General features: G+C 75.2%; 14 protein-coding genes. 3 read left to right on the top strand and 11 right to left on the bottom strand.

What is annotated here, in order from left to right; all coding sequences use genetic code 11:
• Positions 1 to 17: 17 nt before the first annotated feature.
• Entirely contained in the window at positions 18 to 1,511 is a 1,494-nt protein-coding gene (locus ACI79B_RS15480) for a CoA-acylating methylmalonate-semialdehyde dehydrogenase (protein WP_456928836.1), read from the top strand.
• Between the two features lie 12 nt (positions 1,512 to 1,523).
• Here the strand turns inward: ACI79B_RS15480 and ACI79B_RS15475 are convergent, their stop codons facing one another.
• Positions 1,524 to 2,339 carry a DUF899 family protein gene (locus ACI79B_RS15475; protein WP_456928835.1) on the bottom strand — a complete coding sequence of 272 codons (816 nt, stop codon included), beginning with the start codon at positions 2,337 to 2,339 and terminating at the stop codon, positions 1,524 to 1,526.
• A 63-nt stretch (positions 2,340 to 2,402) separates the two neighbouring features.
• Positions 2,403 to 3,161, bottom strand: coding sequence for an MBL fold metallo-hydrolase (locus tag ACI79B_RS15470; protein WP_456928834.1), 759 nt, complete (start codon positions 3,159 to 3,161; stop codon positions 2,403 to 2,405).
• A 97-nt stretch (positions 3,162 to 3,258) separates the two neighbouring features.
• Here ACI79B_RS15470 and ACI79B_RS15465 point away from each other — a divergent pair, with 97 nt between their 5' ends.
• Together ACI79B_RS15465 and ACI79B_RS15460 are read left to right on the top strand one after the other, a co-directional pair.
• Complete coding sequence (locus ACI79B_RS15465; protein WP_456928833.1) at positions 3,259 to 3,519, top strand: hypothetical protein; 261 nt, start codon at positions 3,259 to 3,261, stop codon at positions 3,517 to 3,519.
• A gap of 74 nt (positions 3,520 to 3,593) precedes the next feature.
• Positions 3,594 to 4,187 carry a hypothetical protein gene (locus ACI79B_RS15460; protein WP_456928832.1) on the top strand — a complete coding sequence of 198 codons (594 nt, stop codon included), beginning with the start codon at positions 3,594 to 3,596 and terminating at the stop codon, positions 4,185 to 4,187.
• Positions 4,188 to 4,200: 13 nt separating this feature from the next.
• Here the strand turns inward: ACI79B_RS15460 and ACI79B_RS15455 are convergent, their stop codons facing one another.
• The 9 genes from ACI79B_RS15455 to ACI79B_RS15415 all read right to left on the bottom strand — a co-directional run bounded on the left by ACI79B_RS15455 (position 4,201) and on the right by ACI79B_RS15415 (position 13,908).
• Entirely contained in the window at positions 4,201 to 4,404 is a 204-nt protein-coding gene (locus ACI79B_RS15455) for a hypothetical protein (protein ID WP_456928831.1), read from the bottom strand.
• A 126-nt stretch (positions 4,405 to 4,530) separates the two neighbouring features.
• Complete coding sequence (locus tag ACI79B_RS15450) at positions 4,531 to 5,259, bottom strand: GntR family transcriptional regulator (RefSeq protein ID WP_456928830.1); 729 nt, start codon at positions 5,257 to 5,259, stop codon at positions 4,531 to 4,533.
• Between the two features lie 140 nt (positions 5,260 to 5,399).
• Positions 5,400 to 6,176 carry a TIM barrel protein gene (locus ACI79B_RS15445; RefSeq protein WP_456928829.1) on the bottom strand — a complete coding sequence of 259 codons (777 nt, stop codon included), beginning with the start codon at positions 6,174 to 6,176 and terminating at the stop codon, positions 5,400 to 5,402.
• Positions 6,173 to 7,192 (bottom strand): Gfo/Idh/MocA family oxidoreductase, encoded by a 1,020-nt coding sequence (locus ACI79B_RS15440; protein ID WP_456928828.1) that lies wholly within the window; start codon positions 7,190 to 7,192, stop codon positions 6,173 to 6,175. Before ACI79B_RS15440 ends, ACI79B_RS15445 begins: the two co-directional genes overlap by 4 nt.
• Positions 7,189 to 9,462, bottom strand: coding sequence for a cytochrome P450/oxidoreductase (locus ACI79B_RS15435; RefSeq protein ID WP_456928827.1), 2,274 nt, complete (start codon positions 9,460 to 9,462; stop codon positions 7,189 to 7,191). The genes ACI79B_RS15440 and ACI79B_RS15435 overlap by 4 nt, the downstream gene beginning before the upstream one ends.
• Before the next feature lie 174 nt (positions 9,463 to 9,636).
• Positions 9,637 to 10,452 (bottom strand): ATP-binding cassette domain-containing protein, encoded by an 816-nt coding sequence (locus ACI79B_RS15430; RefSeq protein ID WP_456928826.1) that lies wholly within the window; start codon positions 10,450 to 10,452, stop codon positions 9,637 to 9,639.
• 5 nt (positions 10,453 to 10,457) lie between these two features.
• Positions 10,458 to 11,522 (bottom strand): ABC transporter permease, encoded by a 1,065-nt coding sequence (locus ACI79B_RS15425; protein ID WP_456928825.1) that lies wholly within the window; start codon positions 11,520 to 11,522, stop codon positions 10,458 to 10,460.
• Positions 11,523 to 11,582: 60 nt separating this feature from the next.
• Positions 11,583 to 12,557 carry a substrate-binding domain-containing protein gene (locus ACI79B_RS15420; protein WP_456928824.1) on the bottom strand — a complete coding sequence of 325 codons (975 nt, stop codon included), beginning with the start codon at positions 12,555 to 12,557 and terminating at the stop codon, positions 11,583 to 11,585.
• A 133-nt stretch (positions 12,558 to 12,690) separates the two neighbouring features.
• Positions 12,691 to 13,908: a Gfo/Idh/MocA family protein gene (locus ACI79B_RS15415; RefSeq protein ID WP_456928823.1), complete on the bottom strand. Its 1,218-nt coding sequence runs from the start codon at positions 13,906 to 13,908 to the stop codon at positions 12,691 to 12,693.
• Positions 13,909 to 13,957 lie beyond the last annotated feature (49 nt).

The raw sequence follows: 13,957 nt of genomic DNA, 5'->3' as shown, positions 1-13,957 counted from the left end.
CCCGAGGAGCAGAGACCATGCCCACGCACATCCCCCACTGGATCGACGGCGCCCGCCGCGACGGGACCAGCGGCCGCACCGGCGAGGTGACCGACTCCGCCACCGGCGAGGTCACCGGCGCGGTCGCCCTGGCCTCGGTCGAGGAGGTCGACGCCGCCGTCGCCGCGGCGGCCGCCGCCTTCCCCGCCTGGCGGGACACCTCGCTGGCCAAGCGCACCGCGGTGCTGTTCCGCTTCCGCGAGCTGCTCAACGCCCGCAAGCCCGAGCTCGCCGCGATCATCACCGCCGAGCACGGCAAGGTCCTCGACGACGCCCTGGGCGAGGTCTCCCGCGGCCAGGAGGTCGTCGAGTACGCCTGCGGCGTGCCCTCGCTGGTCCGCGGCGGGTTCACCGAGAACGCCTCGACCGACGTCGACGTGCACTCCGTCCGCCAGCCGCTCGGCCCGGTCGCGGTGATCAGCCCGTTCAACTTCCCGGCGATGGTCCCGATGTGGTTCTTCCCCATCGCGATCGCCACCGGCAACACCGTCGTCCTCAAGCCCAGCGAGCAGGACCCCTCCGCGGCGGTCTGGATGGCCGAGCTGTGGAAGGAGGCCGGGCTGCCCGACGGCGTGTTCAACGTCGCCCAGGGCGACAAGGTCGCCGTCGACCGGCTGCTCGAGCACCCCGACGTCAAGGCGGTGTCCTTCGTCGGGTCCACCCCGATCGCCCGGTACGTCTACGAGACCGGCACCCGGCACGGCAAGCGCGTGCAGGCCCTCGGCGGCGCGAAGAACCACATGGTCGTGCTGCCCGACGCCGACCTCGACCTCGCCGCCGACCAGGCGGTGAACTCCGGCTTCGGCTCCGCCGGCGAGCGGTGCATGGCGATCAGCGCCGTGCTCGCCGTCGGCGGGATCGGCGACGACCTGGTCGCCCGGATCGCCGAGCGCACCCGCACGCTGCGGACCGGGGACGGCCGCAAGGGCTGCGACATGGGCCCGCTGATCAGCCGGCGGCACCGGGACCGCGTCGAGTCCTACGTCGCGGCCGGTGAGCGGGAGGGCGCGAAGGTCGTCGTCGACGGCCGGCAGGTGCAGCCCGACGGCGCCGAGGAGGGCTTCTGGCTCGGCCCGACGCTGGTCGACCACGTCGAGCCGCACATGAGCGTCTACACCGACGAGATCTTCGGGCCGGTGCTGTCGGTGCTGCGGGTGGACAGCTACGAGCACGCCGTCGAGCTGGTCAACCGCAACGAGTACGGCAACGGGACGGCGATCTTCACCAACGACGGCGGGGCGGCCCGGCGGTTCCAGCACGAGGTGGAGGTCGGGATGATCGGCATCAACGTGCCGATCCCGGTGCCGATGGCCTACTACTCCTTCGGCGGGTGGAAGAACAGCCTGTTCGGCGACTCCCACGCCCACGGCGCCGAGGGCGTGCACTTCTACACCCGCGGCAAGGTGATCACCTCCCGCTGGCTGGACCCGAGCCACGGCGGTCTGAACCTGGGCTTCCCCCAGAACGCCTGAGCGGGCGCCCGGTCAGTGGTGGGAGGCCCGCCGGCCGAGGGTGTCCACGGGGGTCGCCCCGGGGCGGGTCCACTGCGGCACCGGGCGGCTGGTCGGGCCCCAGGCGGCGTTCCCGTCGGCGTCCGAGCGCCAGTACCAGCAGATCGGCGCGCCGTGCCCGCCGACCGGTGAGCCCACCTGCGGGGCCGCGGGCCAGCCCTCGGGGACGTCCTCCCACGCCTCGCGGCGGCCGTAGGGCGTCATGTCGAGCAGGCCGAGCGTCCCGTCGGCCGGCTCGTTGCCCCGGCCGGTCGTGGAGTAGGTGAGGAAGACCCGGTCGCCGTCGCGCAGGTAGCAGGACAGGTGCCCCTCCTCCGTAGCGATCCGCTCCTCCACGCCCCGCACCGAGAACCAGGGCTGGGTGTAGCCCATGAACGCGACGAAGGGCGCCACCTCGTCCCAGGCGCCGGAGGTGAGGACGGCGAACGAGACGCCGCGGGCGGCGAGGTAGACGGTGTCGCGCAGGTGCCACAGGTTGAAGGTGCAGCCCTCGCACTGCCCCTGGTGCGGCGCGCCGTCGTACCACATGGAGTGGTAGACGAGGAGCTCGTCGCGGCCCTGGAACAGCTCCGGGAACGGGACCGGGCCGCCGGGTCCGACGAGCTCGGCGGTCCCGTCGACCTCCACCATCGGCAGCCGGCGGCGGGCCGCGGCGATGGCGTCGCCCTCCCGGGTGTGCGCCTTCTCGCGCACCAGGAGCTCGTCCCGCGCGGCCTGCCAGCTGGCCCGGTCGACGACGGGCGGGCGGCCGGCCGGCGCCGGGGCCGGGCGGTCCGGGGTGGTCGTCATGGCGTCCTCCGGGGGATCTCGTCACCGACGGTTCCCAGGGAGGACCGGCGCACCGGCCGGGACTCATCGCGGGACCCCTCCGCGGCGGGCCAGCGCCACCGCCTCCGCGAGGTCGCCCCGCCAGGGGTCGCCGTGGCCGGGGACGAGCAGGTCGGCCGGCAGCGCGGCGAGGGCGCCGAGGGCGTCCCGGGCGCGGCCCGGGGAGGCGGCGAAGAACCCCGGCAGCAGCTGCGGCCCGCGCACCCGCGACGTCGGGTGGCCGGTGACCAGCGCGTCGCCGGTCGCCACCACCCCGTGCCGGGGGAACAGGTAGGCGGTGTGCCCGGAGGTGTGGCCGGGCGTGGGCACGGGGACCGGCCCGCCCGGGAGGTCCAGCGGGCCGCCGTCCGGGCCGCCGTCCGGGCCGCCGCCGGGGAACGGCCGCGCCGCGGCGACGACGGGGTGCGCGGTGGCCCCGGCCCGCACGATGGACAGCGCCCACCGGGCGACCCGCGGCCGCCAGGCCCGGACGGCGACGTCGAGGGGCGTGGCCTGCTCGCGACGCTCCCCGCGGGCGTTCGGCAGCTCGTCGGGGTGCACGAGCACGGGGGTGCCCGGCGCGAGGGCGGACAGCCCGCCGACGTGGTCGACGTGGGCGTGCGTGACCAGGACGGCGCGCACGTCCTCCGGGCGGGAGCCCAGGGCGTGGACCGCGTCGGCGAGGCTCGCGGCGTCGCCCGGGTACCCGGCGTCGACCACGGTCAGGGCGCGGCCGTCGCGGACCAGCAGCCGGTTGACCGCGGTGCCCGGCACGCAGAAGACGTCCTCGGTGACCTCGTGCACCGGCGCTCCCTCCCCCCGCACGGACGGTAGCGCCGTGGGGGTTGTCCGGCCGCCCGGCGGGGTGTCGACTGGCCGGGCCGTCGGAGGGAGGGAACCGGTGGGACGCCGACCCCGCAGCGGGCTGCAGCAGGAGCTGCTGCGGCTGCTGCGCCCGCCGGACCCGCGGCGGGAGCGGCTGCTGAGCGAGCGGGTGGCGCCCACGCTGGCCGCGGTCGCCGACCGGATGTCGGGGCGGCCGGCCGACGAGGTGGCCGCCGCGCTGGAGGCCGCGGTGCGGGAGGCCGGCGGCACGCCGGACCGGGCGGCGCTGCGGGAGCTCGCGGCGCAGGTCGAGGCCGGCGACAACCCGTTCGCCTGAGGGCCCGGACGGTGGGACGCTCGTTCCCGGAGGGGTGCTCCCCCGTTCCTCCGCCCCGGCCGAGGTGAGGCCCGATGTCCGACGCGGCGATCCGCCGGCTGAGCGCGGCCGGCGTGGGGGCCTGCCTCCTGCTGGCCGGCTGCGCCGGCGACCCGGGCGCCTCGTCCGCCCCGGCGGCGGCTCCGGCGACGCGCGCCCCCGACTGGCGGAACACCACCTACACCGTGACCTGCGACGGCGTCGTCCCGGACGGGTTCGCGGCGCCCCTGCGGGACGGCTCGGCGCGGGTGGCCGCCGAGGCGGGTCCCTACGACTGGTTCGACGTCTCCCTCGCGGCCGCGGTGGGCGGGGACGTCGACGGCGACGGCCGGCCGGACGCCGTCGTCCTGCTGCGGTGCTCCCCGCAGCCGTCGAACGGGATCGTCGAGGAGGTGCACGTCCTCGACGCCGACGGCCGCCCGCTCGCCGTGCTGCCGAGCCCGCGCACGCTGCCGCGGGCCGACGTCCTGCCGCCGGTCTACGACCCGGACGGGCTCTCGGTCGAGGACGGCCGGGTGGTCGCGGTCATGCGGGTGTACGAGCCGGGCGACACCCACGCCGGCGGGCCGTCGGGGCGGATGACCGTCCGCTGGCAGTGGGACGGCGGGGAGCTCGAGCGGCTCCCCTAGCCGCCGGCCCCGGTCAGGCGGAGGCGAACAGCGCCCGGCGCGCCTGGCGGCCGAGGATCTCGGCGGCGAGGCTCTCGCCGGCGCCGCGGCCCTCGAGCAGGGCGGCGAGCTCGTCGCGGTCGGCGGTGGTCGCGTAGTCGGCCAGCTCGCGCTCGAGGGCGCGGCGGGACCGCTGCCACACCGAGCCGCGGCGGGAGGGGGTGAGGAGGGTGGTCATGGCGGTTCTCCGTGCTGCGTCTGCGTCGTCTCTCCGTACCGACTCCATCGTCCTCGCGCGTGGCGCGCCGGTCCCCCTCCGGGGCTGTGAGTGTCGGCACCGTGACGAAACGCACCCGCGCGGCCGTCAGCGGCCGACGAGCGTCGTCTCGAAGTCGTAGCGGGACGCGCGGTAGACGTGCCGGCCGAGCTCCACCGGCCCGCCCTTGTCGTCGAACGCCGTCCGCTCCATGGTCAGCAGCGCCGCCCGCGGCGGCTCCTCCAGCAGCCGGGCCTCGTCGGCCCGGGCCAGGCGCGCCCCGATCCGCTGGTGGGCGACCCGCAGGTGCACCCCCTGCGCGCGCAGGTACTGGTAGAGCCCCCGCTCGGTGAGGTCCTCCACCGACGGGTCGAACCGGCCGGGCAGGTGGTTGGTCATCAGCGCCAGCGGCTCGCCGTGCGAGCGGCGCAGCCGGCGGACCACCACGATCTCCTCCCCCAGCGCCAGGTCGAGCTCCCCGGCGACGTCGGCCGGCGCGGCCCGCCGCTCCAGGGACAGCACCTCGGTCGTCGGCGCCTCGCCGGCGCGGGACAGGTCGTCGTAGAGGCTGGTGAGCTCCACCGACCGGCGGACGTGCGGCTGGATCACCTGGGTGCCCACGCCGCGCTTGCGGACCAGCAGTCCCTTGTCGACCAGCTCCTGCACCGCCCGGCGGACGGTCGGCCGGGACAGCCCGTAGCGCTGGGCGAGCAGCAGCTCGTTCTCCAGCCGGGAACCCGGGGGCAGCGAGCCGCCGGTGATCGCCCCCTCGATGGCCTGCGCCAGCTGGAAGTACAGCGGCGTGGGGCTCGAACGGTCGATGTCGAAGGTGAGCACGTCTGCCTCCCGGGAAGCGAGTTCCGCGGGTCGGTCCGGAGGACCCGCCTCCCGCGTCCCCGATGATCGCACCCGACCGGTCACGTCCTGTCGTCCCCTCATCGGGGGAGCCGGACATCAGGACGTCCGGACAAATGACGTCAGTCGTAGGCGGTGCGGAACGCCGCCAGCGCGTCGGCCGGGTCGCCGGACGCCCAGCCCTCCAGTGCGACGACGCCGTCGTAGCCGAGCCGGTCCAGCGCCGCCGCGACCGCCTCGTGGCGGATCTCCCCCGTGCCCGGCTCGCACCGCCCCGGGACGTCGGCCACCTGCACCTCACCGACCAGCGGCATCGCCCGTTCCACCAGCGCGACCAGGTTCCCCTCGCCGATCTGCGCGTGGTAGAGGTCGAGGTTGAGCCGCAGGTGCGGGCTGTCCACCGCCTCGACCAGCGCGATCGTGTCCGCGGCGCGGGCGAACGGGGTGCCGGGGTGGTCCACGGCGGTGTTGAGGTTCTCCAGCGTGAACACCCGCCCGGCCCGCTCGCCGAGCTCCGCCAGCCGGGTGAGGGTGCGGGCGGCGGTCAGCCACATGGCCGGGGTCACCACGGCCGCGGGGACGACGGGCAGCCCGCGGCCGTCCAGCCCCGTGCCGTGCACGTTCAGCCGGGGGCAGTCCAGCCGCTCGGCGGCGGCCAGCGAGCGCCCGGCGGTGCGCAGCAGCTCGGCCGCGCCGTCGTCGTCGGCGAGGGTGCCGGTGACGTAGCCGGTCATCGAGGAGAACGTGGCGCCGGTGGCGGCGAGCGCGTCGAGGTCCTTCGCCGTCCAGTCCCAGATCTCGACCTCGAGGCCGGCGGCGGCGATCCGCCGCACCCGCTCGGCGAAGGGCAGGTCGAGGAAGAGCATCTCCGCCGACGCCGCCAGCCGGTACCGGCTCACTTCTCCACCTCGTCGGTCCGCACCGGCCGGCCCGCGCGGACCGACTCCGCCGCGGTCAGCGCGATCGCCAGCGCCGCGCGGGCGTCCTCGCCGGTGACCGGGGGCGGCGTCCCGCCGCGGACGGCGTCGACGAACGCGGCGAGCTCGGCGGTGTAGGCGTCGCCGAACAGCTCCTGGTCGCTGCGGACGGTCTCGGTGACCCGGCCGCCGGCGCCGGAGAACACCATGCCGGTGCGGCGGCCGTCGCCCATGGTGGCCATGCCGCCGGAGCCGAGCACCTCGCCGCGGACGTCGTAGCCGTAGGCCGCCTCGAAGCAGGCCTCGGCGACCCCCATCGCGCCGTCGTCGAAGCGGACCACGACGACCGCGGTGTCCAGCAGCCCCCGGTCCCGCCAGGCGGGCTCGACCAGCGCGTCGGCGACGGCGTGCACCTCCACGACCTCCGCGCCGGGGTGCAGGAACCGCAGCGTGTCGAAGTCGTGGATGAGCGTCTCCAGGAAGACGGTGTCCGGGCGTACCCGGGCCGGGACGAAGCCGCCCGGGTCGCGGGTGAGCGAGCGCAGCAGCCGCGGCGTGCCGAGCGTGCCGTCGTCCAGCAGCGCCCGGGCGGCGGCCCAGTCCGCGGCGAAGCGGCGGTTGAAGCCCACCTGCAGCACCACGCCGGCGGCGCGGGCGGCGTCGATCGCGCGGTCGGCGTCAGCCAGCGTCACCGCCATCGGCTTCTCGCAGAACACGTGCCGGCCGGCGGCCGCGGCGGCGACCACGAGGTCGGTGTGCGCGCGGGCGGGTGCGGCGACGACGACGGCGTCGACGTCCGGGTCGTCCCACACCTGCGCCGCGTCGGTGTAGGCCCGGCCCGCGCCGAGCACCCCGGTCAGGTACTCGGCGGCGCCCTGGGCGGGGTCGGCCACCGCCACCAGCCGCGCGGACGGCAGCCGCCGGGCCAGGGTCTGCGCGTGGAAGGCGCCCATCCGCCCCGACCCCAGGAGGGCGACGCCCAGCGGGCCGGCGGTCACAGGTCCAGCACCAGACGCGGGCCCGCGGCGCGGGAGACGCAGATCATCATGCAGTCGCCGGCCTGCCGCTCGTCGTCGGTGAGCACCGAGTCGCGGTGGTCGGGGGTGCCCGCCAGCACCGCCGTCTCGCAGGTGCCGCAGGTGCCCTCCGCGCAGGAGGACAGCACCCCGACCCCGGCCGCCTCCACCACCGACAGGATCGAGCGGTCCACCGGCACGGGCAGGGTCAGCTCGCTGCGCTGCAGCACCACCTCGAACGGCTCGTTCCGCACCGGCCCGGTCTGCGGCCGCGGGGCGAAGCGCTCCACGCGCAGCGACCGCGGGGGCCAGCCGGCGACCGCCCGCTCGACCGCGGCGAGCAGCGGCTCGGGACCGCAGCAGTAGACGAGGGTGTCCGGCTGCGGGGTGCCGAGCAGCCCGGGCAGGTCGAGCAGGCCGGTCTCGTCCTGCGGGCGGACCGACACCCGGTCGCCGTGGGGGGTCAGCTCGTCGAGGAAGGCCATCGAGGCGCGGCGCCGGCCGCCGTAGACCAGCCGCCAGTCGGCGCCGGCCGCCTCGGCCGCCCGGATCATCGGCAGGACCGGCGTGATGCCGATGCCGCCGGCGACGAACAGGTACCGCGGCGAGGGCGCGAGCGGGAAGTTGTTCCGCGGGCCGCGCACCCGCACCGGGTCGCCCTCGCGCAGGGTGTCGTGCACGTACCGGGAGCTGCCGCGCCCGTCGGGGTCGCGCAGCACGCCGAGCCGGTAGGCGGAGTGGTCGGCGGGGTCGCCGCAGAGCGAGTACTGCCGGGTGGGCGCCCCGTCGAGCACCAGGTCGACGTGCGCGCCCGGCTCCCAGGCCGGCAGCGGGGCGCCGTCGGCGGCGCGCAGCACGAGCTCCACCACGCCGTCGGCGACAGCGCGCTTGGCCGCCACCCGCGCCGGCGCCTCGAACTCGGTGGTGGCGAGGGTGACGCTGGTGGTCCGGTGCCGGACCTCCTCCAGGTGCGGGCGGTGCCGGGTGCCCCCGCCGAAGCTGATCGGCAGGTTCTTCCAGACGTACATGTTCGGCGAGCTCGGGTAGAAGACCGGCGGGCCGGCGAGGGTGTAGTCGCCGAGCACCGGCAGCGCCTCCTCCAGCGCGATCCGCGCCTCGAGCCGGGCCAGCGGGGCGCCCAGGCAGCCGTGCACGCCCTCGCCGAAGCCGAGGTGGCGGCCGCGGGGCCGGGTGAGGTCGAAGGTGTCGGGGTCGGGGAACTGCCGCTCGTCGCGGTTGGCCGCGCCCGTGACCAGCACGACCCGGCCGCCGGCCGGGATCGTCACCCCGTGCAGCGTCACCTCGCGGGAGGTGGTCCGGGCGGTCAGCTGCAGCGGGGTGATCAGCCGCATGGCCTCCTCGACCGCGGCCGGGATGAGCGAGGGGTCGGACTGCAGCAGCGCCCGCTGGTCCGGGTTCTCGGCCAGCAGCTCGAACAGCGTCCCGGTCAGCCCCGCGGTGGACTCCACACCGCCGAGGAACAGGATCATCATCAGGCCGCTGACCTCGGACTCCGTCGTCACCCGCTCTGGCACGAACGGCACGCCGTCGACGTCGGCCTGGACGAACCGGGTCACCAGGTCGTCGCGGGCGGCGCGGCGGCGGTCGTCGAGCAGGTCGATGAAGAACTGCTGGACGCCGGCGGTGGCCGCCCGCGCGACCGGGGTGAGGTGCGGCGTGCCGGGCACCCGGTCCTTGAGCTCGTGCGTCCAGTGCTCGAGCTGCTCGCGCCGCGCCTGCTCCAGCGGGTCGGGGTCGTGCCGGCCCGGCAGGCCCATGAGGTGGAAGAAGACGTCGAAGGGCATCGGCCAGGCCAGCTCCTGGGCGATGTCGACCGTGCCCCGCCCGCCGGTGCCGCGGTCCCGCCAGGAGCCGACCAGCCCGCGGACGACGGCGCGGATGCCGTCCTCCCGCTCGGCGATCCGGCGGGGCACGAAGTAGGGCTGCACCACCGAGCGGACCTGGTCGTGCCGGGGGTTGTCCATGCTCCCGATCGACCCCGGCGGGGCCTGCTCCAGGCGGCTGTCGTCGATGTCCATGCCCTCGAAGCTGCGGAAGGTGTCCGCGTCCAGGGCCGCGGCACGGACGTCCTCGAAGCGGGTGAGCACGTACCAGCCCCAGCGCTCGCTGTGCCACACCGGCGCCTCGTCGCGCATCCGGCGGTACAGGCCGAAGGGGTCGGACGTGTAGAAGTCCGGCCGGAAGGGGTCGTAGTCGATCGCGGTGGCGGTGCGGGTGGCGGTGGTCGTCACGGCGGGCTCCCTGCCTCGTGCGGTGGGCGTCGTGCGGGCGGTGCCGTCGCCGGTCCCGCCGGGCCGGCGCGGGCGTGCGGCGTCGCCCCGGCGTCCGGGGGGTCCGGCGGCGGGGAGGCGGGCACGGGCCGGCCCTCCCCCGCGCGGGCCGCGCGGAGGGGAGCCGGGGTGCCGTCAGCGCTTGAGCTCGTGCGAGAGCTCGGCGAGCTCCTGGCCGCCGGCCATCTCGCCGGTGAGCTCCTCGAGGGTGACCTCGGCGCGCTTCTTGTCCAGCACCCGCCGGCCCAGCTTCAGGATCACGAAGTGGTCCCCGACCATGAAGGCGTGGTGCGGGTTGTGGGTGATGAACACGACCCCGAGGCCCGCGTCGCGGGCCGCGGCCGTGTACTTGAGCACCACGCCGGACTGCTTGACGCCGAGCGCGGCGGTCGGCTCGTCGAGGATGAGCACGCGCGCGCCGAAGTACACCGCCCGGGCGATGGCCACGCACTGGCGCTGACCGCCCGACAGCGTGCCGATCGGCTGGTTGATGTCCTTGACGACGATGCCCATCTTCTGCAGTTCGGTGTCGGCGATCTCCCGCATGGCCTTGATGTCCAGCGGCGCCATCGGGTACTTGCCCTTGCGGATCTCCGAGCCGAGGAAGAAGTTGCGCCAGACCTCCATGAGGCTCACGACGGCGAGGTCCTGGTAGACGGTCGCGATGCCGGCGTCGAGCGCCTCCCGCGGCGAGCTGAAGTGCCGCTCCTGGCCGTCGACCCGCAGCGTGCCCTCGGTGTGCGGGTGCAGCCCCGAGATGATCTTGATGAGCGTCGACTTGCCGGCGCCGTTGTCCCCGAGGACGCAGGCCACCTCCCCGGCGTTGACGGTCAGGTCGATGCCCTCGAGGGCCCGGATGGCGCCGTAGGACTTGCCGACGTCGTGCATCTCGACCAGTGGCGTGCCGGCCTTCAGGTCGGGCGCGGCGTGTTCGGTGATGGTGTCGGTCATCGTCGTCACTTCCTGCGCTCGGCGTAGTTCTTGACGTAGAGGTTGACCATCACGGCGAGCAGGAGCATCACGCCGAGGAAGGTCCGGAACCAGTTCGGGTCCCAGCCGGCGAAGACGATCCCCTGCGTCGTCATGCCGAAGATGAAGGCGCCGAGGGCCGACCCCACCGCCGAGCCGTAGCCGCCGGTGAGCAGGGCCCCGCCGACGACCGCGGCGATGATGTAGATGAACTCGTTGCCGATGCCGAGGCCGGACTGGACCGAGCTGAAGTTGAACAGCAGGTGCATCCCGAGGAACCAGGCCAGGAACGAGACGCCCATGAACAGGCCGATCTTGACCTTGCGCACCGGGACGCCGACCGCGCGGGCGCTGGCCGGGTTGCCGCCCGAGGCGGTGATCCAGTTGCCGGTGCGGGTCCGCAGCAGCAGCCAGGTGCCCACGGCCACGAACAGCAGCCACCACAGCACCGTGATCTTCACCGTCATGAAGCCGAGGTCGACGTCGGCGGCGAAGACCGTCCTGGCGGCGTCGAAGCCGTCGATGTCACTCACGTTGGGCGTCGCCACGGTGCCCGTGACGATCTTGGTGACGCCGAGGTTGACGCCCTGGAGGATGAAGAAGGTGCTCAGCGTGATGAGGAAGCTGGGTATCCCCGTCCGCACCACCAGGTAGCCGTTGACGAACCCGATGACCAGCGCGACGGCGAGGCTGAAGACGACGCCCACCCACATGTTCAGGCTGTACTGGTAGGAGAGCATCGCCGACGCGAGCGCGGCCGTGGTCACCGTGACGCCGGAGGACAGGTCGAACTCGCCGCCGATCATCAGCAGCGCGACCCCCACCGCGACGATGCCGATGGTCGAGCTGGCGTACAGCACGGTCGCGAAGGCGGGCAGCGTCCGGAAGGGCGGGGCCACCGCGTAGAAGAAGGCGAAGATCGCGATCGCGGCGGCCAGGGCGCCGACCTCGGGGCGCGCCAGCAGGCGGGAGACCAGCGACCGCTGGGGGCGCGACTGGACAGCGGCCGACGGCGGCGCCGCCGACGGGGGTGTCGCCACGGATGAGCTCATGTCTGCACTCCTGGAGGGAGGCGGGGGGAGCCGGGCGGCCCCGGCTCCCCCCGAGCGGGGTTACCGGGTGTTGTTGTTCGCGTACTCGACGATCGGGCCGATGTTCTCCTCGTCGACGATCGACGGGCCGGTGAGGACGGGGCCGCCGCCGCCGATGTCGTTGCCGTTGGTGATGTTCAGCCACAGCGCGGTGACGGCCATGTAGCCCTGCACGTAGGGCTGCTGGTCGACCGAGAACGCGATGTCCCCGCTCTGGATCGCCGCGGCGACGTCGGCGTTGAGGTCGAAGGTGACGATCTCGGCCTGGCTGCCGGTGTCGGACTTGGCCTGCTGCGCCGCGAGGGCGACCGGGGCGCCCAGCGTGACGACGTGCGTGATCGCCGGGTCCTGCTGGAGCTTGGCCCCGATCGTCTGCTGCACCGCGGGCAGGTCGGCGCCGGGGACGTTGATGTTCTCGGTGGTCGGGAAGGTCTTGGCCACGCCGGCGCACCGGGTCTCGAGGGCGATCTGCCCCTGCTCCTGGATCACGCAGAGGGCCTTGCCGCCGCCGTCCTCGGCGATGCGAGAGCCGACGGTCTGGCCGGCGAGGTCCTCGTTGGACCCGAAGTACATCGGCACGCCGTAGTTCTGGTAGTCGTTGATCCCCGAGTTGAAGGCGACGACGGGGATGCCGGCGTCCATGGCCGACCGCGCCGCCGGCCCGACCGCGTCGGGGAAGGCGAGGGTGACCGCGATGCCGTCGACGCCCTGGTCGACGGCGTTCTGGACGAGGGTGGCCTCCTCGCTGGAGTCCGGGTCGTTCGAGTAGTTGAGCGTGAGGCCGTGGGCGTCGGCGGCGGCCTCCGCGCCGGCGCGGATCTTGTCCCAGAAGGTGTCCCCCGGGGTCTCGTGCGTGATCATCGCGATGGTGTAGTCGCCCTGGTCCGCACCGCCGCCCTCGTTCCGGGCGCCGCCCTCGCTGCTGCACGCACTCGCGACCACGGCCGTCACGCTCACCGCCACCGCCAGCTGCAGCGACCTGCGGGTCCTCCTCATGGGCGTCTCCTCGTCGGGATGGCCACCCTGCTGGCGGCCGTCGGCCGGTCCAGACGCCGGACCCCCCGTCGCGACGACGTCCTTATGTCTGGACATAGTGACATGTGGAATGTGACATGGGGCACCAGGGGCGTCAAGGGTCCGGCGTGCCCCCGACCGGGACCGCCCGGTCCGCGCGGACCGCCACCCGCTCCCCCCGGGCGGCGGACTCCGCGATCGCGTCGAGCACGTCCGCCGCCCGCACCGCGCCGGCCAGGGTCGCGCCGTGCGGCTCGCCGGTCGCGGCCGCCAGCAGCGCGTCGCGGGCCTCGACGACCTTGAGGTCGTCGAAGCCCATCGGGTTGGCGGGCCCGGGCTGGAAGGCCGCGTACTCCCCCGCCCCGGGGCCGACCAGCACGGTGGTCACGGGCTGGTCCTGCGCGAGCGGGCCGCGGCTGACCTGCAGCTCGCCCATCCGGCGGAAGTCCCACGCCAGGCGCCCGGCGCTGCCGTGCACCTCGAAGCCGTAGGCGTTCTGCTCCCCCGCCGCCACCCGGCTGGCCTCCAGCGCCACCCGCGCGCCGGAGGACAGCCGCAGCAGCGCGGCGACGTGGTCGTCGTTCTCCACCGGCCCCGGGACGCCGCCGGCCGCCAGCGCGTGCCCCGACGTCGGCCCGGCCGGCCGGGGCCGCTGCGGCACGAACACCGCCGTGTCGGCGAGCACGGACTCGATCTCGTCGCTTAGCAGGTGGCGGACCAGGTCGACGGCGTGCGAGCCGAGGTCGGCGAGCACCCCGCTGCCGCCGCGGGCCCGCTCGTACCGCCAGGTCAGCGCCCCCTCCGGCGCGGCGGCGTAGTCACTGAGGAAGGCCACGCGCGCGTGGGTCACCCGGCCGATCTCGCCGGCGGCGACCATCTCCCGCGCCAGCGCGACCGCGGGCACGTTCCGGTAGCTGAACCCGACGACGCCCTGCACCCCCGCCGCCGCGGCCGCGCCGGCCACCGCGCGGGCGTCGTCGGCGGTCAGGCCCACCGGCTTCTCGATCCACAGGTGCCGGCCGGACCCCGCGACCGCGGCGCCGACCTCCCGGTGCAGCCAGTTGGGCGCGGTGACCGACACGAGCTCCACGCGCGGGTCGGCCAGCACCGCCCGCCAGTCCGTGGTCGCCGTCGCGAAGCCGTAGCGGGCGGCGGCGGCCTCGGCGCGGCCGGGGACGTCGTCGGCGACGGCGACCAGCCGCGGGACGACGGGCAGGTCGGGGAAGTGGTGCCCGACCCGGACGTGCGCGCGGGCGTGCACGGTGCCCATCCAGCCGAACCCGACGACCGCGACCCCGACCGGACGCCCGGTCCCCGGCCCGCTCCCGCCCACGGCACGCCCCCTCGGCCCCGTGAGTGGGAGCGAGCGTAGGCCCGGAGCG

The organism is Geodermatophilus sp. SYSU D00879 (genome assembly GCF_054050375.1).
This window is presented reverse-complemented; position numbering and strand designations above follow the sequence as displayed.